At 34.6% G+C, this 25303-nt stretch carries 16 protein-coding genes and 1 pseudogene; 2 read left to right on the forward strand and 15 right to left on the reverse strand.

Annotated features, from left to right (window positions below):
- The first annotated feature begins 228 nt into the window (after positions 1-228).
- Positions 229-918: a YiiX family permuted papain-like enzyme gene (locus B0A67_RS15570; protein ID WP_072964835.1), complete on the forward strand. Its 690-nt coding sequence runs from the start codon at positions 229-231 to the stop codon at positions 916-918.
- 106 nt (positions 919-1024) lie between these two features.
- Here B0A67_RS15570 and B0A67_RS15575 read toward each other — a convergent pair whose 3' ends face one another.
- The 14 genes from B0A67_RS15575 to corA form a co-directional block, all read right to left on the reverse strand.
- The gene (locus B0A67_RS15575; RefSeq protein WP_072964834.1) at positions 1025-1549 is read right to left on the reverse strand and encodes a PsbP-related protein; all 525 of its coding nucleotides are present in this window, start codon (positions 1547-1549) and stop codon (positions 1025-1027) included.
- Positions 1550-1556: 7 nt separating this feature from the next.
- Positions 1557-2945 carry a M20/M25/M40 family metallo-hydrolase gene (locus B0A67_RS15580; protein WP_072964833.1) on the reverse strand — a complete coding sequence of 463 codons (1389 nt, stop codon included), beginning with the start codon at positions 2943-2945 and terminating at the stop codon, positions 1557-1559.
- Between the two features lie 149 nt (positions 2946-3094).
- The gene (locus tag B0A67_RS15585) at positions 3095-5017 is read right to left on the reverse strand and encodes a discoidin domain-containing protein (protein ID WP_072964832.1); all 1923 of its coding nucleotides are present in this window, start codon (positions 5015-5017) and stop codon (positions 3095-3097) included.
- Between the two features lie 56 nt (positions 5018-5073).
- A complete protein-coding gene (locus B0A67_RS15590; RefSeq protein WP_072964831.1) occupies positions 5074-5856 on the reverse strand; it encodes a glycerophosphodiester phosphodiesterase family protein in 783 nt (260 codons plus the stop codon).
- Between the two features lie 130 nt (positions 5857-5986).
- Positions 5987-8287, reverse strand: a complete 2301-nt coding sequence (gene bglX, locus B0A67_RS15595) for a beta-glucosidase BglX (protein WP_072964830.1) — start codon at positions 8285-8287, stop codon at positions 5987-5989.
- A gap of 93 nt (positions 8288-8380) precedes the next feature.
- A complete protein-coding gene (locus tag B0A67_RS15600; protein ID WP_072964829.1) occupies positions 8381-9094 on the reverse strand; it encodes a carboxylesterase family protein in 714 nt (237 codons plus the stop codon).
- A gap of 11 nt (positions 9095-9105) precedes the next feature.
- Positions 9106-10479, reverse strand: a complete 1374-nt coding sequence (locus tag B0A67_RS15605; protein ID WP_072964828.1) for a glucoamylase family protein — start codon at positions 10477-10479, stop codon at positions 9106-9108.
- Between the two features lie 73 nt (positions 10480-10552).
- On the reverse strand, positions 10553-12037 hold the full coding sequence (locus B0A67_RS15610) for a RagB/SusD family nutrient uptake outer membrane protein (RefSeq protein WP_072964827.1): 1485 nt from the start codon (positions 12035-12037) through the stop codon (positions 10553-10555).
- Positions 12038-12041: 4 nt separating this feature from the next.
- Entirely contained in the window at positions 12042-15065 is a 3024-nt protein-coding gene (locus B0A67_RS15615) for a SusC/RagA family TonB-linked outer membrane protein (RefSeq protein WP_084074663.1), read from the reverse strand.
- Positions 15066-15309: 244 nt separating this feature from the next.
- Positions 15310-18054 carry a LuxR C-terminal-related transcriptional regulator gene (locus tag B0A67_RS15620; protein WP_072964836.1) on the reverse strand — a complete coding sequence of 915 codons (2745 nt, stop codon included), beginning with the start codon at positions 18052-18054 and terminating at the stop codon, positions 15310-15312.
- Between the two features lie 100 nt (positions 18055-18154).
- Positions 18155-18577, reverse strand: a complete 423-nt coding sequence (locus B0A67_RS15625; protein ID WP_072964825.1) for a DUF3995 domain-containing protein — start codon at positions 18575-18577, stop codon at positions 18155-18157.
- A gap of 28 nt (positions 18578-18605) precedes the next feature.
- Entirely contained in the window at positions 18606-19790 is a 1185-nt protein-coding gene (locus tag B0A67_RS15630) for an acetate/propionate family kinase (protein WP_072964824.1), read from the reverse strand.
- A gap of 198 nt (positions 19791-19988) precedes the next feature.
- A complete protein-coding gene (gene pta, locus B0A67_RS15635; RefSeq protein ID WP_072964823.1) occupies positions 19989-22082 on the reverse strand; it encodes a phosphate acetyltransferase in 2094 nt (697 codons plus the stop codon).
- A gap of 45 nt (positions 22083-22127) precedes the next feature.
- Positions 22128-23198 carry a magnesium/cobalt transporter CorA gene (gene corA / locus B0A67_RS15640; RefSeq protein ID WP_072964822.1) on the reverse strand — a complete coding sequence of 357 codons (1071 nt, stop codon included), beginning with the start codon at positions 23196-23198 and terminating at the stop codon, positions 22128-22130.
- 317 nt (positions 23199-23515) lie between these two features.
- Between corA and B0A67_RS15645 the strand changes: the two genes are divergently transcribed.
- A complete protein-coding gene (locus B0A67_RS15645) occupies positions 23516-24919 on the forward strand; it encodes a RagB/SusD family nutrient uptake outer membrane protein (protein ID WP_072964821.1) in 1404 nt (467 codons plus the stop codon).
- 65 nt (positions 24920-24984) lie between these two features.
- On the opposite strand, the pseudogene B0A67_RS15650 reads toward B0A67_RS15645, so the two are convergent.
- Positions 24985-25275: pseudogene (locus tag B0A67_RS15650) on the reverse strand (DUF932 domain-containing protein); the annotation flags it as partial.
- Between the last annotated feature and the right edge of the window lie 28 nt (positions 25276-25303).

Here is a 25303-nt window from a genome sequence, read left to right on the forward strand (position 1 = left end):
ATAAAATTTAAACAGGCTCTAAATATTTCTTTTAAAATTATATTTAAAAATAGTTATCATTTTGGTAACTATTTTTTTTTGCGCTTTATTTGTCATGATTAATTATTATGCCCACGGATTATGCGGATAAAACTGATTTACACAGATCTTTCTTTTAATTACACCTCCGAAAATCTGTATAACCCGTTACATCTGTACACCTTTTTTAACTTTAAAAGAATACTAAATATGAACAAGAAAAAATCAAAATATCTGTTTCCCATAATTACATTTTTACTGAGTTTTGGCTGTGCTTTGTTTGTTGCCATGAAGGTTTTTCCTAACAATCCTTTTTCGGGAGCAAAAGCAAAGACGGCAACTACTTTGACTGATAAAGTTCAGGATGGTGATCTTATTTTTCAAACTTCGGAATCAACTCAATGTGAAGCGGTTCGAATAGCGACAAATTCAAAGTTCTCACATTGTGGACTCATCTATAACATCAACGGAAACTGGTTTGTTTTTGAAGCTGTTCAGCCTGTAAAGCTTACCCGCCTTGAAGAATGGATCCAGCACGGAAAAGATCATAAATATGTTGTTAAGAGATTAAAAAATGCTGAGAAAGTACTGACTCCGGAAGTGCTTCAAAAAATGAAGGATTACAGCCAGCAATTTAACGGCAAAGAATATGATGCCTATTTTGATTGGTCTGATACAAGGATCTATTGTTCTGAACTGATCTGGAAAGTCTATAAAAATGGCGCTAATATCGAATTGTCTCCATTAAAACAATTGAAAGATTTTAATCTGACTGATGCACGGGTAAAAAAGGTATTAAAAGAAAGATATGGAAATGATATTCCGCTTGAAGAGAAAGTCGTTGCTCCGTCTGATTTAGTCGTTTCTGATTTACTGAAAACAGTAATCGATACATATTAGAATTGTCCGCTGATTTAACGGATCTGGCAGATTAAAGCTGAAATTGCAATACAAAAAAAGCGATGAGAATAAACTCATCGCTTTTTTATTTTACTTTTTATTTAAATTATTTTATGTCAAAATTTTCATATATGTATTGAAAAACTGGCATATATGACAGATATTCTTCGGGTTTGCAACAAAATGTCAGAAGAAATAAATCAGCACCTTTTACAAAATAATATTGAAGAATAGTGGCAAATCTTCCATCATCTAACATTGTCTTATAAACAATTTCCTGACCTGTTAAATTATTTTTTACAACTTTTCTATTCGAAATAATTTCATTAGTAACTCCGATTCTTCTGTCAATTATCTTTTTGAGCATTTTAGGTTTAATGTTAGAATAACCCAGGTCATTAATCCTTAAACCAATATTTTCAATAAAATTATCATTCGGACCACTTTTTTCACTCAATAACACAAATGATTTTTGAAGTGAATCTGTTTTTTTAAGATACCAATTGGAAGGAAACAATAGAGAATATTTTTTTTCACTAATGTATAACTTGTCATAAGCATTTTCAGCATTTTGCTGACTGTAACAAAATGTTACAAAAAACAAAAAACCAAGTTCAAAAAACCACTTCATAAACACCTTAGTTTGCTGTTGGCAAAACAATTCCGTTTTGGTCCATCAAATATAGTAATGATGTCATTGTTGCAGCACCAAGTTCTAGTTCTCTTTTGTTGATGGCGTCAAATTTGTCATTCGCTGCATGGTGATAATCGAAGTAACGTTGTGAGTCGGGTTTTAAACCTGCTTTAACGATTGCCTTAGACGTTAAATGACCAATATCTGAACCTGCGTGACCAATTGTAAAACTATGCACTAAATAAGGCTCAAAAAGAGGCGCGTATTCTTTTATTTTTTTATAATTGGTATCATCGGCTTCTATAGAAAATCCTCTTGGGCTAAATCCTCCTGAATCGCTTTCTAATGCAAAAATGTGATTTTCCTTATTTTGTTTCGAAACTTCTTCATATTTTGCTCCGCCTTTTCCTCCGTTTTCTTCATTCATAAACAAAACGACACGAATCGTATTTTTAGGTTTGTAGTTTAAGTTTTTAAGAATACGAATCACCTCCATACTTTGCACTACTCCTGCTCCATCGTCATGAGAACCATCGGCCAAATCCCAGGAATCTAAGTGTCCGCCAACCACCATAATGTTTGATGGATTAACGCTTCCTGTTAATTCTCCAATTACGTTATAAGACAATACATCCGGTAAAGTCTCGCAGGATTGTTTAAAATAAAATTTTAAAGCTGGATTCGCTTTTAAAGATTTACTTAGCAATTCGGCTCCATTTGTACTAATAGCAGCCGTTGGAATATATTCTTCTTTTGGTAGATCGCCATAACTTTGGGCTCCTGCATGAGGAAAATCGTCTAAACGTAAATTCATCGAACGCACAATTGATCCTACAGCGCCAAGTTTAGCCGCTTCTTTTGCTCCTGCAAATCTTTGATCTACACAGGCTCCGTAAGAAACAAAAGTTTCGATATTTTCAGGATTCATCGGTCTGTTAAAAAACACAATTTTGCCTTTTACTTTAGCTCCCAAAGCTTTTAATTCCTCGATGCCCTGAACTTCTACAATTTCTGCAGTAAGCCCGGTTTTTGGTGTAGCAACTGATCCGCCTAAGGCACAAATTGGTACATTCGTTTTTAGTTTTCCGTCCAGGATAAAGGCGGTTTCTTTTTCGCCACGAACCCAATGCGGCACCATAACTTCCTGCAAATATACTTTATCAAGTCCTAATGTCTCGAGTTGTCTTTTTGTATATTCTACTGCCTTTTCGGCTCCCTTAGAACCTGACAAACGACTTCCGATATCATTAGACAAATATTCTAACCAGGTATAACATTTTGCCTCGGTCAGCGCTTTTTTATAAAATAATTTAATATTTTTTTCCTCATTTGACTGCGCAAAAGAGGTGAATCCGTTTAAAACTAAAACAGCTAAAAGAATCGTTTTTTTCATAGGTTGTATGGCGTTTTTTGGGTTGTTTCACAAAGGAACAAAATTCTTTAGAACTGCCGGAGTTTCTCCTCAACTATTCACATAAAAAAACTCTAATTACAAACCTGTTCGTTTATAATTAGAGTTTTTATGATTTTAATAAAATAAAACTATTTTACTTCAATACTCTTATTTTTTGTTCCAATTCCATTCTCATTAAAAGCTTCGATAGTAAAATAATATTTTGTTCCTTTATCTAAACCTCTGAAATCATACGAGTTTTCATCATAGACCATTATGGTATTGTATAATTTATCAGGTGTGATTCCGTAATAAATATTGTATCCAATTGCATCGGCTTGTTTTTTCCACGAAATCATAGCGTTTCTGGAATCTTTTTTATTTCTATCTACTTTAAACGAGTTTACAGGTTTTGGTTTTTCTGATAATCCATTTCCAAATACTCTGAAATCTGAAATGGCAAACAATCCTGATGCATTGTGAATGTTTTCCATTTTTATGTAACGTGCTTTAATTGCTTTCGTTAATTCTACATAATCATGGGGAACATCTTTGTCATTCCTGGATTTATCTACTACTAAAGTCCAGTTTTGTGCATCATCTGACATGTAGATTTTATATTGATAATAAATATCCATTGCTTTATTAAACTGCGTTGCTTTATGATCTGCATAATTAATCTGCAGCGCCTTAATTTCCATTGGTCGGCCTAAATCCATTTGAAGCCATTCTCCCGGATCAGCTGTTTTAGCAGACCAATATGTCTGAATATTTTCATCGGTCAGATTTTCGGCACCGTAGCAAAATTTCTCGTATACTTTTTTACCGCCATTATCCATTCTGTGTGTTTCTACTTCCATACATTCTTCCGAAGAGGAAACGGTTACCGGTTTTTTATACGAAAGCAACATCCAGCCTGATGAAGCGCCTTTTGTCTGATCGCGCTGCTCTGTTGGCAATACAATTGGAAAATCCCCGTAAGAAGTGATCGAATACATGACGTCATCTTTGTCAAATCCGGCAGGGAACATATCGATACGACGCTCAAAACGATCTTTTATAGAGATCTTACAAGTTCCGGTATTCCAGTAATTGCCATAATTATCTGCAAAAGTATTTCCGTGTCCGGCTCCTATTACAAAACCTCCGGGTTTATACGACATTGGATTGTGTTTTTGATACACAAAAGGCCCAAGCGGATTATCTCCAACGTGAACTCCGTTTGCATACCCTTTAAATTCAGTAGCCGGAGCACCATATTGCATGTAATATTTTCCGTTGTGTTTCGTCATCCACGCTCCTTCTATAAAATCACCCCAAGGTGCCGGTTCCATATCATTATTAGGTCCAAAACGTTCCCAGCCGTGGTTTTTGGGATCAAGTCCCACTACTTCTTTAATTTGTCCGTACGGACGCTGAATGTCTTCTACTTCTGTAGCAGCATATAATTTTGCATAATCAGCCTGATTTCCTACCGGCAGCCAGGTTTTATAATCTACTTCGGTACCAACAAGAGGTAGTTTTCCGCTTGAACCGTAGTACATGTATACTTTTTTATCATCATCCTGAAAGATAGCAGGATCCCAGGTTGGCAACATCGCTTTGTCTACATGTCGCAGCCATCTTCCTGATTTTGGATCGGCTGTTTTCCAGATCGGATGATCTTTTTTCCAGGTTGAACCTACATAAAATAAGGTATCATTTACCACCCACGCAGCAGGCGCACATTGATCGTCATCGCCCGGCTGTCTCTGAAAACTTCCGTAAACGAAATTCCAGTCAGACATGTCCTTGCTCCAAAAGAAACCAGCCTGATTGGTAGCAAATAAATAGTACTCGCCTTTGTAAGTAATAATGACCGGATCTGCACTTGAACGACGGGATTCAGGGATTCCGTTATGATTATGCGTTGTATAATTGTACCCAATATTAATTGGATTACAGTAGGTTGATGCCGGTTTATTAGGATCAAACCATTCTGTTTTTCCAGGGATACTGGATTTTTGTGCCGAGACTGTGTTGTTACATACCAACAAAAACATCAAAAGCGGTATTGAAAGTAGTTTATACATTTTTTCTATTTTTTATTTTATTTATTGTTTCGAACAAAAACATCCTTAACGAAGGTTTACTTTTTAATTTTAAGTCTTTCGTTTAGTAATTCAGGCTCATTGGTGGTGATATAATCAAATTTGTTTTCGATAATCCAATCCATATCAGCAGCTTCATTAACGGTCCAGGCATTCAGAATAATATTATTCTCTTTTGCTTCTTTGATCCATTCCGGATGTTTTTTAAAGAATGAATAATGATAATCGACGCCATCAATATGGTCTGCTTTTACTTCTTTTGGAGATTTATTTCCTTCTAAATATTGCAAAACTGTTTTTTGATCCATCTTTCTGATTTCTTTCAACATTTCGTAATCAAAACTAATGTAGCAGGTATTTTTATCTGCTTTTAATTTTTTGATCGTTTCAACCGTCATTAACGCTGTCTTTTTGCCTCTCTCTTTACTGATTTCCGAAGGTTTAATTTCGCATACCAAAAGTGTGTGTTTATTGTTTTTTTTACCTTCAACAATATACTCATGCAGCGTTGGAAGCTTTTCTCCGTTAGAAAGTTTAAACTTGATCAGGTCGGCATAATTTGTTTCTTCGATAAGTAATTTGTTATAATGCGCATCATGATTGATTATAAGCGAATCATCAGCGGTGCGCCAAACATCAAATTCTGAACCTGCAAGTTTCAGATCAATAGCATGTCTAAGGGCTGCTATCGAGTTTTCAGGTAAGTTATTTTTTTTCCATGCTCCGCGATGTGCCACAACAACATCTTTTTTTGCACTACAAGAAGAAAAAGCTATTGTCAGCATCAAAAAAAAGGTACCGGATATTTTAATTGTATTCATTTTATAAAATTTAAGTTTTATGATTCAAAGGATAATATTTATAGATTTTACTTACAAATAATAGACTGAAAAGCTAAAAAAAAGCCCTCCGAACTAACTACGGAGGGCCAATCAATAATAAATAAACCAACTATTTAGTTAACTCAAAACTAACTTTCTTATCGGCATTTGAATTTCCTCCAACGAAAACATCAAACTGTCCAGGTTCTACTACGAATTGTAAATCAGAATTATAAAATTTTAAATCTTCAACTGTGATATCAAAAGTCACGGTTTGTTTTTCACCTTTTTTAAGTGTTATTTTTTGGAAATTTTTAAGTTCTCTAACAGGTCTTGTTACTGAACCCACTAAATCTCTGATGTATAACTGAACAACTTCTTTTCCGTCATAGTTTCCTGTATTGGCAACATCTACAGTTACTTTTAATTTTCCTGCAGCGTTCATTTTATCAGATGAAATTTTCAGGTTTGAATAGTCAAAAGAAGTATAACTTAAACCGAAACCAAATGGAAATAATGGTTCGTTTCTCTCATCGATATAGTTAGATCTGAATTTTTCGAATTTACCTTCTGTGTTAGAAAGTGGTCTTCCTGTATTTTTGTGTGCATAGTAAATTGGCAATTGACCAACGCTTCTTGGGAAAGTTGAAGTTAATTTTCCAGAAGGATTTACATCTCCAAATAAAACATCAGCAATGGCATAACCTGCTTCGCTACCTGCGAACCAAACATTCAAAATTGCAGGAACAGTTTCGTTTTCTTCTTTGATTACTAATGGGCGACCATCGAATAAGACTAGAACAACTGGTTTTCCTGTTTTTAATAATGCATTTAATAAATCTTTTTGTGCTTGTGGAATTTCTAAATTCGTACGGCTGCTTGATTCTCCGCTCAATTCAGCAGATTCTCCAAGTGCAGCAACAATTACATCTGATTGATTGGCTACTTTTAAAGCTTCTGCTAATAATTCTTCTTTTGAACGGGCATCACGGTGTAATGTTTTTCCAAACATTGTTGCGTTTGTTTCAAAAGTTTCATCATAATCTAAGTTGCTTCCTTTTGCGTATAATACTTTCGTAGATTTTCCTGCTACTTCTTTGATTCCTGCTAAAAGTGAAATGGCATTTTCCATTTTTGTAGCCACACTCCATGTTCCGGGCATATTTTCTTTAGCATCAGCCAATGGTCCGATCAAAGCAATTGTTCCTGATTTTTTAAGTGGTAAAACCTGCCCTTGATTTTTTAATAAAACCAATGATTGAGCTGAAATAGATCTTGCTTCTTTTCTGCTGCTTGCAGTAAAGATTTCCGTTTTTGCTCTGTTAGCATCGCAATATTTATATGGATCCTGGAACAATCCAAGGTCATATTTAGCTTCTAAAATAAGTTTAACGGCATTATCGATAGTTTCGATTGTTACTTTTTTCTCGTCTAAGGATTTTTTCAAAGTAGTTAAGAAACCTTCTCCAACCATATCCATTTCTACACCTGCATTTAGAGACATAGCAGAAACAGCTTGTAAATCTCCCATACCGTGTTCGATCATTTCAGGAATTCCTGTAAAATCTGTAACTACAAAACCTTTAAACCCCCATTGTTTTCTTAAAATATCGGTCATTAACCATCTGCTTCCTGTGGCAGGAATTCCGTCAACTTCGTTAAAAGAAGCCATCACAGATCCTACTCCTGCATCTACAGCTGCTTTGTAAGGAGGGAAATAATCGTTGAACATTCTGATATGACTCATATCAACTGTATTGTAATCACGACCACCTTCTGGAGCACCGTATAAAGCGAAGTGTTTTACACACGCCATAATCGAATTATTCTTTGAAAGATCGTGTTGTTGGTATCCGTTTACCATGGCAGTTGCAATGCGGCTTCCTAAATACGGATCTTCTCCCGAACCTTCAGAAACTCTTCCCCAACGAGGATCACGGGAAACATCAACCATTGGAGAGAATGTCCAGTTGATACCGTCAGCACTTGCTTCCTGAGCTGCAATTTGAGCACTTCTTTCGATTAAGCCCATATCCCAGGTACAAGATAATCCTAACGGAATTGGGAATGTTGTTTCGTAACCGTGAATAACATCCATTCCGAAAATCAATGGAATTTTTAAACGGCTTTTTTCAACAGCAATTTTTTGTACTTCTCTAATTTTTTGAACAGATTTTATATTGAATAAACCTCCTACTCTACCTTCAGCAATTTTTGTAGCCACGTCAGAACTGTTTGCTTGTCCTGTAGTAATATCTCCAGAAGTTGGTAAATTAAGCTGACCTAATTTTTCATCTAATGTCATTTTCGACAATAACTCAGCTACAAACTCTGACCTTGGTTTAATTTTTACGGCACTTTTAGTATTCTTTTTCTGGGCGTAACCCAAAACAGCACATCCTAAAAATAGTAAGACTAATTTGTTTTTCATGTGTATTTAATATTTGTTTTTTAATGGAATATGGAATCACTTTTCTTCGTTCTGTTTGGAATTTGGAATCAAACCGATTTCATTCTATTATATTTATTTGTTTGTATTCTTTTTTATCTGTTTAAACATCCAGTCATAAATCTCGGGATTGTCATAAACTCTCGTCCAGCTATCGTGACCCGCATCATCAAAAATGGTCAGTTGAACATCTTTGGCATTACACTTTTTCAGCTCTTTGTAAATGGTGACCGCATAATCTACCTTTACTACATCATCCAGTAATCCGTGAAAAATTCTGGTTGGAATGTTAGCTATTTTGCAAGCACTTTCTAATTCAATCAAATCAACAAAACCTGAAATTGGTACTATGGCAGCAAACTTATCGGGATACGAAAGCGCTAAATTCCATGCTGCCCAGCCTCCTGAACTTAAACCTGTAACATATATTCGATCAGGATCTATTTTGTTTTCTTTTTGGATCTTTAAAATCAATTCATTAATAGAGGCAATATCCCATTTTTCATCTTCCTTGCACTGCGGGGCCAGAACATAAGCATCTAACTGATGCGTTTTAAGATATTTTAAGGGGCCATTGATCTTTACTTTTTCAATGTCTGTACCTTTTTCTCCATCACCTGAAATAAACACGATTAATGGCTTTTTATCTTTTGTATTGGCAGGTTTGTGCAATGCATAACCTAATTCATGTTTCAAGACTATAACCGTATTTATTTTTCCGGTAGTTTCCGTCTGTGCAAAACCCAATGCCGAAAAAAGAAATATCAATAACGCTAAGCTGTTTTTCATTTTGAACGTTATTAAAAACCGTATTTTCCAGATTTAAATCCAAGTTTTACTAAACCTTGTTTTACTTCCGGAGCATTCATGAATAATTTCCATAATAAACCTGTTCGGTAATTTTCGATCATTACGACTTCAGGTCCCTGATCGATTGCCAAATAACGTTTTGCTACCCAATTATTTCCTAAACTAAGCGCATCATAGAAACCGGCATCTCCCCAGGTCTGGTCTTTATGATTTTCATAAAGATTGCGTATCACAGCCATGGATTCTTTTGGCGTATATACAATTGAACTTATTGCTCCTGTTGGTGATATAACGCCTACATCATTTGTTGGAAAATGTGCATTATACCCGATTGATCCGTCAGGATTTCTGGAATAAGATGCTGTTAATCCCCAATAATCAGCGCCATAACCTTCAAATTTCTTTGGGTTTTCAACACAATATTCATAATCTATTTTAACCTGATTTACATTCAGGTCCCAATAGTTGGCATATTTATCTGTTAACTGATTTGGATCAAGTCCTACATAAGAATAATGTGCCCAAAACAATGGTCCGCCAAATTCCTCTGCTCCATTATGTTTTAAAATCAACGGAATATTATACTTTGTTTTAGAAGTAACGATTCCGCCACTTCTCGCCCATCCTTCATGGTATGCTTTTGCATCTATTGAATGTGTTGGCGAAGATGCTCCCAGAACATAAGTAATCAGACATTCATTATATCCCTCAAGCGGAAAATTCATTTGCCAGTCGTAGTTTGGCGACCAGTGCCAGTACAATACATTTTTGTTGTTTGTGTACCATTGCCAGTCAACGCCTTTCCAAAGTGCATCATATTTTTGAGCTACAGCTTTGTCTTTTTCAGAACCGTCTTTTAGATATTCGCGAACAGTAATCATCCCTGCAACCAAAAATGATGTTTCGACTAAGTCTCCACCATTATCCTTGGTTCCAAAAGGTTTTACTTTTCCGGTATTTCCGTCTATCCAGTGTGACCATGCTCCGTGAAAACGATCTGCTTTGCCTAAAAAGTCAGCAATTTTGTTCAGTCTCTCAACTCCTTCTTTTTTGGTAATATATCCTTGAGATATTCCGGAAACAATAGCCATAAGTCCGAAACCTGAACCTCCGGTTGTTACGATATTAGCATCATTTTCAGGATAAACTCCATCCGGATGATAACGTTCTCTTGCTAAACCAGAATTTGGCTCTGCATAATCCCAGAAATATTTGAAGGTTTGTTTTTGAACGGTAGCTAAAAGTTCATCATCTGTTAATTTAACTGCAGCAGTTTTTTCAGCAACTTTCTCTTTCGATTTTTCACCAATTGACCCACAACCTAAAAAACTAAATGCTAATAATAAAACTGAAATTCTAACCATTATAAAAAAATTTGAAATTGTAATAAATAATCACTTCCTCCTAAAAACTAGAAGGAAGTGATAAATAAGAATATTAATTATAACCTGGATTTTGAGAAGACATTCCTTCAGCTATTAAAAGGAATGATGATGGAATTGGGAACAATTCATTTTTACCTACTGTAAATACTCTTCCATTAGGAAAATCTGCGCTCTTATCAGCTGCAAAAGCATCTTTGGCTTGACCAGTTCTAACTAAATCAAAGAATCTGTCAAATTCGAATGCCAACTCAACTCTTCTTTCTTTCCAGATTGCAGTTCTAACTGCTGCTTGGGAAGTTGCCGGAGTATCTCCTAAACCAGCTCTGTGTCTGATTATGTTTAACAATGGAATTGCATCTGAAGTCTGACCTAATTCATTTAACGCCTCAGCTTTCATTAATAATACTTCAGCGTATCTTAAATATTTGATATTAGCATCTGTCTCCCATGCACTTGTATAGGCAGAAGAATAAGCTTTTAAGTTATATCTTGGATTAGGATCGTCTGCACTTATCACAGGAATCACTCTTCCGTCATATAAAGTTGTACCTCTAAAAATAATAGTCGCATTTTTTCTAACATCGTTAGTTTCATAAGCATTTACTAAACTTTGAGAAGGTTGATTGAATCCCCATCCCCATGCATCACGAACACCCTGAACGTTAGAATATCCTTGAATTCCACGAGCAGGTACAGAACCTACACCATTAATTTCAAAAATAGATTCCCCATCATTTTCTCCTTCAAGTCTAAACATTTTAGCATAATCCGGAGAAATAACATAACCGGTAACTAAATTGGCGTTATCAACTACTTTTTGCCAATTTTTTTGATATAGATTTACTTTTGCTAATAAAGCATAAGCCGCACCTTTTGAAGCTCTTGCTTTTTCATCTGACGCATATTGTGATTTATTAGGCAACACTGATGCAGCCTCTGTTAAATCTTTTTCGATAAAAGCATAAACTTCAGCTGCAGTTTTACGAGTTAACTGCATTGTTTTGTCTTCTGCTGATAATGGAATTTTTGATATGTGATCAACAATTGGCACTCCACCATAACATTTCACCAATGTAAAGTACATGAAAGCTCTTAAAAATTTTGCTTCGCCCATTAACCTTTCTCTTAATGCAGGATCAGCTTTATCTAATTTAGGTAGAATAGCTAATGCTTGATTACATCTGTTAATTCCATCATAATTTGCATTGAATGTACTTTCTGCAGATGGATTTGATGCGTTGTAAGTTAAAGCATCCAAAACATCTTTATCAGTACCTGTATCACTTGGAGTCGAACCTTTGTCTGCATCATCAGATGTAATGCTGGCTAATCCAACCCATCCGAATGAACTCATATCCCAGTCTAAAAATTTACTGTAGATTGAGGTTACAAATGTTTTTGCCCCGTTGTCATTGTTAAACAATTCGATATCATCTGTAGAAATAGTCTCAGTTTGTTTAACATCTAAGTAATCATCAGCGCATCCTGTAAAAGTAAATGCTGATAACACAAAGATTGATATATATATCTTTTTCATAATATTAAAATTTTAAATTAGCACCAATTACAAATGATCTTAATGTTGGGTAAGCATCCAATTCAACACCTTGTGTTCCGTAAGGATTACCATCTCCATTTAACTCAGGAGAGAAACCAGAATATTTCTGTGTAATAAACGGGTTAATAGCATTAAGATAAATTCTGCAAGAACTAATAAATTGATCTTCTTTAAGAGGAAGTTTGTATCCAATTGTGATGTTGTTGATTCTAAAGAAATCTGCAGATTCCATATAATAAGTTGAAGCAACAGGAACAGTATTAAATGGTCTTGGATTTGGTGATGTTGTATTTGTTGGTGTCCAATAATTATTTGTCATAGAAGCTTCAATATTTTCACCTCCAAAACGCTGTGCTTTTTTACCATTATATACTTTAGCTCCACCAGTACCATATCCGTCAACTGAGAAATCAATATTTTTGTAAACTAATCCTAGAGAAATTCCGTAGTTAGCTTTTGGTAAAATTGAACCTACATATTTTCTGTCAGCTGTTGCAGATAGAGCATCCTGAGTTACCTTAGCACCCGCAGCATTATAATAAAGCATGTTTCCGTTTGCCGGATCAACACCTGCATACTCATAAAGATAAAAACTACCTAATGGCTGGCCAATTGAGTTATTGTATAACAATTTAGTATCTTGGCCATTTCCTAAATTACCTCCAATTACCTGAGATAACGAAACATCTTTTAAGCTTGTAAGCTCATTTTTGTTATGAGAGAAGTTTCCTCCAACCCAGTAGCTTAAATTGTCAGTGATTTTATCATCCCAACGTAAAGAAATTTCATAACCTTTATTTGAAACTTCACCAACATGAGAAGGAGATGCAGTTGTAATTCCAGAAGTTGGATAAGGTTTTACATATAAAATTACGTTATCTGTATTTTTATTATAAACATCAAATGATCCTTTTAATCTGCTTCCTAAGAATTCGAAATCTACACCCGCAGAAGACTCTTCAGTAATTTCCCATGATAAAGCAGGGTCAATTTGAGAAGTTATACTTGTTCCTTCATTTAAGATTGAACCTCCTAAATAACTATTTAATCCTGAATTATAGCTCTGGCTGTTTAATGGTACATTTTGGTTACCCAATTTACCCCAACTTCCTCTAAATTTGATTAAATCAACTCCTTTAATATCTGACAAGAAACTTTCTTTAGTCATGATCCATCCAAGACCTACAGATGGGAAAGTTCCCCAACGATAATCTTTTGCGAAATTTGAAGATCCGTCACGTCTAATAGTTCCAGTTACTAAGTATCTGTCCATTAATTTGTACTGAAAACGTCCAAAATAAGAAGCTAATTTACTTTCGTTGAATACAATATCTTGTAAATTTGTAATTGTACCTGAGTAATCTACACCTTTTGCATCTTTTGCATTATATAAAGACCAATAGTTAGAATCTGGGCTTACATTTTTTCTAGTGATTACTAATTTTTCTCTTGGACCTTTTACAGAAGTTTCAATACCGGCTGTTAATTCTACGTCATGAATCTTAGCAAATACTTTATTGTAAGTTAAATAATTAGATAAGTTCCAGTTAAAATACTGCTCTCTGCCTCTAGTCAATAAATTGATAGGATCAGTACTTGAATAATCTGCATCTTTACGAGTTGGATTAGCTGCTAACCAACTATTTTTAGAATCCTCGAAATTATAATTTTTCCAAGTATAGTATTCACCATTAAATTGTGAAGTAAACTTTAAACCTGTTACAATTTCATAATCTAATTTCAAACCACCCTGAAGTGTAATACTTCTTTGTTGTTCGTTATAAAAATCTAATTGTGCTACAGGATTACCAACATTGTTAAATGAAGTACCAGTTGGGCTTGCTACTCCGTTTGTATCTGCAAAAGGTGCACCATATTGGCCATTCGCAAAACGAACCGGAACAATTGGTGACTGCTTGTATGCATTTGTAAATGCCCCTAATGGTTTTGGTGTAGAATTAGCCGATGTAAAGCTGAAGTTCTGATTTAAAGTAACTTTTTTAGAAAGTTTAAATTCATTATTATTTCTAAAACTTGTACGGCTATAATCTAATCCGTTAAGAACTGCTTTTTCCTCATAGTTACCCGCACTAAAAAAATATTTAACATTTTCTGACGCGCCAGAAATAGAGATATTGTTTTGAGTGTAAGTACCAGTTCTTGTAATTTCATCAAACCAATTTGTATTAATAGGCTGGTTTGTTGAAAATTTGTTTGTTCCTAAAGAAGCATTAGTATAGCTTGCATATTGATTAGCATCAGCCATTTTTACTTTCTTAAGCGGTGTTCTAATACCTCCAAAACTTTCTACTTCTACAGAAATCTTGTCTCCTTTACCTTTTTTAGTAGTAATAATGATAACTCCATTTGCAGCTCTGGTACCGTAAATAGCAAGAGATGAAGCATCTTTAAGAATTTCATACGATGTAATATCGTTTGTATTGATATTATTGATGTTTTCTGTTGGCATTCCATCAACAATATACAAAGGATTTCTTCCTCCCAATGCCGTACCTAAACCTCTAATAACTACTGAAGGTGTACTTCCTGGAACATCTGAAGAAGTTACCTGAACTCCCGCAGCTTTACCCTGAATAGCCTGAGAAGCATTTAGTACCTTTGTTCTTGTAACATCTTCTGCCTTTAATGAAGTAATAGCCGAAGTATTGTCAATTTTTTTTCTGGTACCGTACCCAATAACGACAACTTCTTTTAAAGCTGTGTCTTGAGCATCTTTTAATGTGATTGTCATTGGGGCTGTTGTAGCTGCAATAGAAACAGCTTCAAAACCCAACATTGAGATTTTAAGAATCTCACCCTCTTTGGCGTTTATTGTAAAATTTCCGTCGAAATCAGCATCAGCAGAGACTCTGGAAGTAGGAGCAGAAATAATTGCTCCAGGAATTCCCATTCCGCTACTGTCTACTACTTTTCCTTTAATTGCTTGTCCAGACATATATGCCGGCAATAGCAAGAGTGCTAAAAAGCTAAAAATAAAATTTTTCATACAGTTCGTAATCGTTTAAGTTAGTAGAGCCAAATTAAACAATTACAACGTTGTAGTACATCAAACAGCACTACAACATAGCTACATCATTATGTTAAAATATCAACATATACTAATGATAATCAACATTATAAATGTTAAAATATTTTTATTAACATAACGTTATGATGTAGTAATGATGTATTGTAATTATATAAAAAAAGATACTTAAAAATATAATATCCTTAAAAAACAAATACAAATCTTACACACTTAATAAAAATTTTGAGAGATTATCTTCCTGAGAGAGGTTAAGTTTCTTTCTTAAGCGATATCGGTGTAGTTCTACGCCTCTAAATGAGATATTCATCATAGGTGCAATTTCCTTTGAAGAAAGATTCATTTTAAGATAAACACACAGCTTGATATCCTTTGGAGTAAGGTTTGGATACTTCTTGGAAAGGTTAATAATAAATTCGTTGTGAATTTGATTTAGATTAGTTTCAAAAATTTCCCACTCGTGTTTATTTACTTCATTTATCTTAATTGCTTTTTTGATTTCGCTTTTCAGCTTATTAAAATCTTTCTCTGAATCTAAAATGCTCTGGATATTTTCGATCATTTCGCTTTGCTTTGCAATAGACAAAGATTTCCCCGCAACTTCTGACGATTTTGTTTGCAATTCGAGTTCCAGAATGTGTTTTTCATACTCCTGAACATTCAATTCGTTTTCAGCCTTTAGTTCCATTTCAAGAATTTCACGCTGATGCTTTAATTCTTCTGCCTGCAATTTTAACTTTTGCATATAACGAAGCTTATTCCATTTGTAATAGAAAAACAGGACTGCTCCCACTATTAACAAATAAAGTAAAATCATCCAAATAGAAAAATACCAGGGTTCAGCTACTTTAAAATCAAAAGCAGACACTTTCTCATAACTCGCGCCATCATGTTTATACACCACTACAGAATGATAGCCGCTACTTAGATTATTTAATTCAATCAATCCATTAGAAATCTGTATGAATTCTTTGCCTTTATTGATCTTATAAAATAAATTAGGTTTACTTGCGCCATAAATCCCCGAGATCACGTTTATTTTTAGCTCGGTATTGTATTTTATCTTGGTGTCATTAGTAATTAAGTTTTCTTCGTTAAAAGCTTCAATTTTTACATTTGACCCCTGTTTGTTCACATATTTTAATTGAAGAGAAATAAATCCGTCATCAAGATTGAGCAAGTAATGATTCTGAGTCTTAAAAATTCTTAGATTATCATTGATTAAAGTTCCTTTATAATACTTCTCCTGAATGATATTCCATATAAATTTATTCCCATTTGCATAAATATGATATAAAATCCCATTCTGAAGTACCACAAAATGATCTTCGTCTATAGCTACAACATCTGTTATATTCTTGAAGTTAGAATTGAACAATTCGTTCTCCTCAAGAGTATTCGAAATAGAATTATAGGTATACCACAGATTATTGATCAGAAAAAGGATCTCTTTTCTAAATTCAAAAATCTTAACTCCAAAATCATTTTTTATTTTACTTTGCTGCGTAATGTTCTCGACCTTTTTTGTTTTATAATTATCATCGTAGACCACGCGATACAATCCGCGATAATTATCAGCAGCCCAAATCTCATTCTTTTTGTTCTGGGCAACATATTTTATGGGTTTCGAAAGATCATTTATGATTTTGTACTGCGACAGGTCCGAAGGATTATCATACACCAGAACTCCGCTGTAAGTAGATTGAAAATACGTATTATTGATACTGCTTTTAGACAAGTTCCAACCGCCGTTTATAGTATTGATTTTAACTAGAGAGCCGTTTTCATAACAAAAGTTTCCGTCATTATGTCCAATAATATACTTATTGTTAATTTTAGTAATATTCCATGCCTGACCCTGGGTATTGGGCATCATTTTAAACTTACCTGAAACAAACTCAAAAATACCGTGATTTGATGCAATTAAATATCCTTTATCAATTGCTGCCACAGAATAAACAGAACCTAAAATTCCTGAATTATCATAAAAAAATGATATTGGAGAATTTATTTCTACATGCGTAATACCATTGTCCAGACCAAGCCACAGATCATTTTCGTTATCAAAACCAATGCTCAAAACCGAATTGTTCTTTAAGACATTGTTGCGATCGATATTCTTATAAGTATCTGTATTGAAATCATAAATAAAAAGACCTCTGTTACCGGTTCCTATAACCAGTTTATTATTTTTAATAAATTTGGCTACATTGATTGTCGCTGCTTTTAAGGTTTCGTTTAAAGGGTTATTCCAGGGCACCAAACCATTTTTTTCGACTATAAAAATCCCTTTTTTCTGAGTAAAAATGTAATTCTTGTTCTGGTACTTTTCAATAGCATGAACTACAGTCTTTTTTAATACATTCCACCCTTTTGGATTTGCTATCCTTGCCCCGTTCATTTTAAAGAGACCTTTTTCTACTGAGGCCACATAAACATCATTGTCAACTACGAAACAATAGGATATTAAAAACGGAAATCTGATTTTTTGAATGTGCTTTCCATTATAAATAAAAACATCATTAAAAGATTGAAAATAAATAGATCCGTTGAATTTAAAAATTTTCCAGATTTCTTCATTGTCTTTTTCATCAAATAAGCGAAGATTTTTGGTAATCGACACATAATGCATTTTTCCGTCTTTTCTATACCAATAACCAAACTCTTTGTAGGACCCGGAATAGATTTTATCGCCTTCGACCATAATCGAGCGGATAATCGTTTTATTAGGCAGTGTATATTTTTCCCAAATCACGCCATCATATCGCAATAAATAATGGTTATTGGCAAAATACATGGCATTATCTTTTCCCTGAACGACATTCCAAATTTGATTGTCGCCCTGATAATCTGATTTATTATAGTTTTCTACGAAAGGAAGTAGTTCTTGTGCTTGTATTTGTGAAACAATGAAAAACAAGAAAAACAGTTTTAGAAGTATCGATTTCAAAATGTTCGGATTTATATTCAAAGATACTGACAAATATTTAAAAACATAAAAAAGCTCCTCGATTGAGGAGCTTTTTTTATAGCTGTAATTAACTAAACAGCTAATTACAAAATACCAATATTAATGTTAATACTCCGATCAGCAAACACAGAGGAGCATAATACTTTGTATCTTTTATCGCAAATTCAGAACTTTTGTGTTTTTTGAAGAACCCAACGTAATTGAAATCTCCAATAGCCCTTAAAATAAATATTGAAATTATGATCCAGAATCCCGATTTATTTAGCCATTCCGGCAGACTAACAGCTATTAATCCATATTTTATCAAATAAAAAATACCAAAACCCAGCAAACCAATGGCCACTATAAAGGTTGAAATTGTTCTGGGCACAAAAAGCGGCATTCCGTCATCTTTAGTTGGCACAACAGCCTGACTTCCCCATTTGCCTCCAAAACCCCAATAAAAATGAAGCGCTGAAATCGTGGCAAAAATTAAAAACAATACTAATGTTATAATAATCATCTGAAGTAATTTAAGATCGTAGCATCAATTAATTCTGTAGCAATTGGTACACCTGATTTGCAATTTCATATTCTTCATCTGTAGGTATCACCAGCACTTTAGTTTTTGAATTTGCTTTATTAATTTCCCTGATTTCCTTAGAACGAATTTGATTTTTTTCATCGTCTATTTCAATTCCAAAATAATCCAGATCTGTACAAACCAATTTGCGCATATACGATGAATTTTCACCAATTCCTGCTGTAAAAATAATAGCATCCAGACCGTTTAAAGCAGCTGTGTAAGAACCAATATATTTTCTAATGCGATAAGCATTCATCAGTAAAGCCAGTTCACACTCTTTATTTCCTTTTGCAGCTTCTGACTCGATGTCACGTAAATCGCTGTATCCGGTAAGTCCGAGCATTCCGCTTTGTTTCAGTAAAATTGAATTTACCTCATCTGCAGAATACCCCAGGTTCTTAACCATATAAAAAATAACCGACTGATCAATATCTCCTGCGCGAGTCCCCATTATTAAGCCGTTTGCAGGCGAAAACCCCATCGTGTGATCAATGCTTTTCCCGTCTTTAATTGCGGTCATACTACAACCGTTTCCTAAGTGAATGGTAATTATTTTGGTGCTCTTTTCTAAATGCTCAATTGCTTTTTCTGAAACATATTTATGGCTTGTTCCGTGAAAACCGTAAACCCTTACTTTATTCTCTGTTAAAAGATAATTTGGAATTGCATACTTATGTGCTTCAACAGGAATTGTCTGATGAAAGGCAGTATCAAAAACGGCTACTTGTTTTGCGGTCGAAAAAATTTCTTCGGCAACATTTATTCCCACTAAATGCGCCGGGTTATGTAGCGGTGCCAGTTCTGAAAGCTCTTTTATTTTTTCTTTGACTTCTTCAGTAATAATAGTGGTATCTGAGAAATAACTTCCTCCGTGCACAACACGATGCCCCACTGCACCAATCTCGGAAGTCGATTTTATAACTCCTTTTTCAGGATGCAGAAGCATATCTGCCACTTTTTGCAAACCTACTTTATGATTCGGAATTGGAAGCAATTCTTCTATCGAATCAGAAGAAGTTTTAAATGTTACGTTAGAAGTTTCTAAACCAATTCTGTCAATCATACCGGAACAAATTACTTCGTTTGTTGGCATGACCATTAATTGGTATTTTATTGATGAACTTCCTGAGTTTATTATTAGTATTTTCATTTTTTTATGTTTTTGCCACAAAGGCACTAAGTCACTAAGTTTTATTTTTTACTAAAAGCCTCAAAGCTTTTTAAATTTATTTAGATAGAACAGAATTTGAACGTGGATGACACAAATTGCTAAAGCAAAACGCGGATAAAAACGGATTTATTATTTTTTTGAACTCATGACCTATAACTCATAACTCAAAATTCAAAATTACAAACCCTGCGCCTGAATCGCTGTAATGACTACTGTATTAATGATATCATCTACTGTACATCCTCGGCTCAAATCGTTTACAGGCTTGTTTAAACCCTGCAACATTGGCCCAATGGCTAATGCTCCCGTTTCTCTCTGTACGGCTTTATAAGTGTTATTTCCGGTATTTAAATCAGGAAAAATAAGCACACTCGCCTGCCCTGCCACTTCAGAATCCGGCATTTTACTTTTTCCTACTGCACGATCGACTGCCGCATCATACTGAATTGGACCTTCAATTTTCAGGTCCGGTCGTTTTTGTTTTACAATTTCGGTTGCGGTTCTCACTTTATCAACTTCATCCCCTTTTCCTGATGATCCTGATGAATAAGAAAGCATGGCAATTTTGGGTTCTATTCCGAAAGCCAAACTTGACTCCGCTGATGAAATAGCAATTTCTGCCAATTGTTCTGCCGTTGGATTTGGATTAATCGCACAATCACCAAATACCGAAACACGATCTTCTAAACACATAAAAAACACGGATGAAACTACTGATGAGTTTGGTTTCGTTTTAATAAATTGCAGTGCCGGCAAAATGGTATGCTGTGTCGTGTGCGCTGCTCCGGAAACCATTCCGTCAGCATGACCTTTGTAGACCATCATAGTACCAAAATACGAGACATCTTCCATTAAATCCCTTGCCATGGTAATGCTTACATTTTTAGCTTTTCTAAGCTCATAATAGGTATTGGCATAATCCTCATAAAGCTCAGATTCTTTTGGATTGATAATATTCACTTTCGAAAAATCAAAAGTAAGTCCTAATTCAGCAACTTTATTTTCGATATGTTTTCTTTCTCCAATTATAGAAATATCCACTACATCCATGTCCAGCAATCTTGAAGCAGCCATGATAATTCTGTCATCAGTTCCTTCCGGCAAAACAATGTGTTTACGATGCTGTTTGGCTCTTTTTACCATATTGTACTGGAACATTTTTGGTGTCATTCCTTCCGGTACAAAAGTGATTAACCTTTCAGACAGCGTATCTACTGCTACATATTTTTCGAAAGTACTGATCGATGTTTCAATTTTATGGGTATTATTCGCGTAAATTTCTGATTTGATTGAACCAATTTTATTCGTGATACTGTATGTCCCACCGTCAACAGCAATAATAGGAACAATAGCAGAAAGTCCTTCTATTAGTTTTAAGATACTTTCTTCCGGAACTATATTTCCGGTTAGGATAATTCCCGAAATAGTGGGATAATTAGCTGATTCATTAGCTTGCAGCGCACCTAAAATAATATCTGAACGATCTCCCGGTGTAATTACCAGGGCATTGTCATGCAAATGAACCAAGTAATTATGCAGTTGCATTGCACCAACGCTAAAATGACCAATTTCATTATTTAAATACGCACTTCCAAACAATACTTTTGCATCCAGCTGATTGACAATTTCCTGCATGGTTGGATTGTTTAAACTGGAAATCAACGGAATTGTGTTGATAAGCACATTTGAAGGCAAACTTTTCTGCAATCCTTGTGTTACCAGTTCGATGTTTTCAAACTGTACTTTATTAGCGATAACCGATAAAACCTCAACATCTTTTATTTTGAAAGAATCGTAAATTAAATAAAGGCTGTCTACCAATTCCTCTAATGTTTTTCCAACTCCTGAACCTATAATGATAGTTGGAATCCCAAGGTTTTTTGCAATTAGAACATTCAAATCCAGTTCTATCGAAGTTCCTTCGCCCGTAAAACTTGTTCCTTCTACCAGAACAAAATCAAAACGTTCTTCGAGCTTTTTATACTTTTCGATAATTAAGTCTAAAACCTCTCCTATTTTGCCTTTATTTTTCTTTTTGATCAGTTTGCTTTTGGTGATGGCATATGCATCCTCAAATTTGATATCCAGGTTAAAATACGACAAAACTGTTTCTATATGATTATCCGGTTCTCCGTCGACAAAATCCTCTACAATGGGCCTGAAATAACCCACTTTAGCCGTTTTTCCAATCAAAATACTCATCAAACCGAGTGTAATAATCGATTTTCCGCTATTATGATCACTTGTAGCTATATATATTGCTTTACTCATAATTTATATATTGAAACTTAATAATTTTATAATTGTGTATAAACGCTAAAACCAGCGTCTTTTTTTGAAATAAATAATCAGGGCGATAACCAGTAAGAACATGCCGCCCATGACAATAAAATAGCCATTTCTTGCACGCAGTTCCGGCATGTATTCAAAGTTCATTCCGTATACTCCAACAATAAAGGTTAGCGGAATAAAAATGGCCGAAATGATCGTAAGGGTTTTCATGATCTCATTCATTTTTCGGCTCTGCTCCGAGAAATAAAAATTAGAAGCACTTTCTAATGAACTCATATCAGACTCAATTTGTTCTAAAAGCTCCAGGCTTTTTTGATGTAATCGGATGAAAAAACTAAAGGTTTCTTTCTCTATTCCGTTATACGTATCATCGTCTTTTATTGTTTTCAAATAATACAAAGAATCCCTGAGCGGGATAATAGAACGTTTTAAAAAATTAAAATTATCACGATGATTTTCGATCTTTTCCAGAATAACAGGGTCAGCGCCTTTTTTAGTCAAATTGATTAATTCTTCAATCTTATCTTCCTCATCTTCAATTGTAATATAAAAATTTTCCATTACAGCATCTAACAATAAATAGAGCAGATAATCTACTTTTTTAGTTCTCACAATTCCAGCATGAGTGCGAAGGCGTTCTCGTATATGGGTAAAAAAATCACTTCGTTTTTCCTGAAACGAAATCAAAATTCCATCTTTCAAAATAAAACTAATCTGTTCAACGCTGATATTATCCGAATACTCAGAAGGCAAAAGTGATTTTATATTAAAAAATAAAATGTCTTTTTGTTCTTCTAATTTGGTTCTTTTTGAAGTATTTAAAATATCTGCTAATAAAAAATCATCTAGTTTAAAATGTGCACCAACTGTTTTAAGTAAATTGATATCATTTAACCCGTGAATATTCAGCCAGTTATTTTTAGTATAATCAATACAGGTATTTAAGGCTAAAACGGTAAACTTTTCATATTCAATTACATCTGCATCATCGTACACAAAAAGCTGCATCTCTGTTTCGTGTTCCTTTTGTGTTCCTGTATACTCTAAAGTGATATGCTGAAGCTTACGCCCTTTCTTGTATTTAATCTTTCTCATGCAAAAATATTTACATAGTAATATTACGAAAAAGAATCTGAATGGGAAATGACAATTATCATTTTGATGGGAAATACGTAAAACCAAGACATAAAAAAAACCGAGTCATTTCTGACCCGGTTTTTCATTATCATTAAAGAAGAATTATTTTACATTGCATTTAAAAGACCTACGATGCAGTGTTACACTACAGGGTCAAAACCTTCTGACCTTCACTTCATATGATGACGGCGACCCTGAATTTAAGAGCAGTGGTTATCTGCCTCCATTGAAAATTATAAATGCCGGAATACAATTAATTTTTTAATCCAACAGTTATGAAAACAAGATATATAATAAGTAAAACAAAATTAAAGATATTTTCTATACTACTATTTCTAATGATCTCCATATTGATGATTTCCTGTGATTCTTTTGTAGAGGTTGATCTCCCGGAATCACAGCTGACCAAAACTGCAGTATTTAAGGATTACACTACTGCAGATGCCGCTATGGCGGATGTATATGCTAAGATTCGCGACAAAGGAATTCTTACCGGAATACAATTTGGTATTTCAAACTATTTAGGTAATTATACTGATGAATTGACTTTTTATGGTCCCCCTAGCAATTCGACAACAGAATTTTATACCAATACTATTTTACCTTCCAATAGTACAGTGGCACTTTACTGGAACAATTCATACAATCAGATTTATGCTGTCAACGCCATACTGGAGGGAGTTCATACATCATCCTTTAGCATCAAAGAAAAAGCACAATTGGAAGGTGAAGCTCTCTTTGTTCGGGGACTAATTCATTTTTACTTGCTGCAACTTTTTGGAGACATTCCCTATATAAAAACCACTGATTATAAAACCAATAGCACTGTTGCCAGAATGCCCGCTCTTTTGGTTTATGATAATGTTATAGAAGATTTGAAAACTTCAGCCGGTTTATTGCTGCCCACATATTCCAATTCAGAAAGGGTGCGCCCTAACGCTTTGGCAGCGAAAGCGCTTTTAGCAAGGATTTATTTGTACAAGGGGGATTGGGAAAACGCTTTAAAAATGGCAACAGAATTAGTACAAAACAATTCTTTATATCTCTTTGAAAACAATCCCGATAAGGTCTTTTTAAAAAACAGTTCAGAAACCATATGGCAATTTATGCCAATCGTGGCAGGTAAAAATACAGACGAAGGAGCAATGTTCTTTTTTGCATCCGGACCTCCACAAGTAGTAGCACTAAACCAATCGCTTATAAATTCCTTTGCTATGAATGACCTTCGAAAAACGCACTGGACCACTACCGTTAGCAATGCAACAGGCACATGGTATTATGCCTCTAAATATAAGGAATCTAAAGTTACAGCAGCATCTAAGGAGTATTCCATAATCCTTAGATTGTCCGAACAATATCTTATTCGTGCAGAAGCAAGAGCTGAACAGAAAAATTTTGATGGCGCAAAGGAAGATTTGAATAAAATCCGAAATCGTGCTGGTCTTTCGGACGTTACTGCTAATACTAAAGATGAATTACTTGAGATCATAATCGACGAAAGAAGAAAAGAACTTTTTACGGAGTACGGACATCGATTTTTTGATCTCAAAAGGACTGGAAAGTTAGATGCCGTCTTATCTGCAAAACCGGGATGGAATTCCACTGACCGTCTCTTGCCTATTCCCGAAAGTGAGTTCATTGTCAATCCTAATTTAGGATCTCAAAATCCGGGTTATTAGATTTTAATGCACTTAGAAAAAACAATGCTAAAAATGAAAATACAGTGCCATACAAACAATAGATTACCTACTACCCCCAGTACGGCATTATTATCGGTGCGGATCGTTGCAAAGCTGTCAGGTACTGAAAGTTCTGTACTGCCCATTTCAATACCCTGAGTATTTTCGATAATGCCCGACGCCTTGGTGTAAAGCGGGCTTTTAGCCACCTCGTAATCAAGTCCTGCGTGTTTTATGGCTTCTACGCTTGTCGGGTACTGCTCCACAATCTGCCCGAGCCCGTGCCATGCTTTTTCCTTTACGCTGAAAAAAGAATAATTTCCTGTTGTACTGTTGTAATTAATATTATGTGTCATGATATTTGATTTTAAAAAGTTTGGAATT

Origin of the sequence: Flavobacterium aquidurense, assembly GCF_002217195.1 — a bacterium.
GTDB lineage: Bacteria > Bacteroidota > Bacteroidia > Flavobacteriales > Flavobacteriaceae > Flavobacterium > Flavobacterium frigidimaris.

Bases quoted from the DNA above. Each gene is read 5' to 3' on its own strand.
- B0A67_RS15645 (WP_072964821.1), top strand. From the start codon at position 23,516: ATGAAAACAAGATATATAATAAGTAAAACAAAATTAAAGATATTTTCT.
- B0A67_RS15600 (WP_072964829.1), bottom strand. From the start codon at position 9,094: ATGAAAAACAGCTTAGCGTTATTGATATTTCTTTTTTCGGCATTGGGT.
- corA (WP_072964822.1), bottom strand. From the start codon at position 23,198: ATGAGAAAGATTAAATACAAGAAAGGGCGTAAGCTTCAGCATATCACT.
- B0A67_RS15630 (WP_072964824.1), bottom strand. From the start codon at position 19,790: ATGAAAATACTAATAATAAACTCAGGAAGTTCATCAATAAAATACCAA.
- bglX (WP_072964830.1), bottom strand. From the start codon at position 8,287: ATGAAAAACAAATTAGTCTTACTATTTTTAGGATGTGCTGTTTTGGGT.
- B0A67_RS15575 (WP_072964834.1), bottom strand. From the start codon at position 1,549: ATGAAGTGGTTTTTTGAACTTGGTTTTTTGTTTTTTGTAACATTTTGT.
- B0A67_RS15625 (WP_072964825.1), bottom strand. From the start codon at position 18,577: ATGATTATTATAACATTAGTATTGTTTTTAATTTTTGCCACGATTTCA.
- pta (WP_072964823.1), bottom strand. From the start codon at position 22,082: ATGAGTAAAGCAATATATATAGCTACAAGTGATCATAATAGCGGAAAA.
- B0A67_RS15590 (WP_072964831.1), bottom strand. From the start codon at position 5,856: ATGAATACAATTAAAATATCCGGTACCTTTTTTTTGATGCTGACAATA.
- B0A67_RS15605 (WP_072964828.1), bottom strand. From the start codon at position 10,479: ATGGTTAGAATTTCAGTTTTATTATTAGCATTTAGTTTTTTAGGTTGT.
- B0A67_RS15615 (WP_084074663.1), bottom strand. From the start codon at position 15,065: ATGAAAAATTTTATTTTTAGCTTTTTAGCACTCTTGCTATTGCCGGCA.
- B0A67_RS15610 (WP_072964827.1), bottom strand. From the start codon at position 12,037: ATGAAAAAGATATATATATCAATCTTTGTGTTATCAGCATTTACTTTT.
- B0A67_RS15580 (WP_072964833.1), bottom strand. From the start codon at position 2,945: ATGAAAAAAACGATTCTTTTAGCTGTTTTAGTTTTAAACGGATTCACC.
- B0A67_RS15570 (WP_072964835.1), top strand. From the start codon at position 229: ATGAACAAGAAAAAATCAAAATATCTGTTTCCCATAATTACATTTTTA.
- B0A67_RS15585 (WP_072964832.1), bottom strand. From the start codon at position 5,017: ATGTATAAACTACTTTCAATACCGCTTTTGATGTTTTTGTTGGTATGT.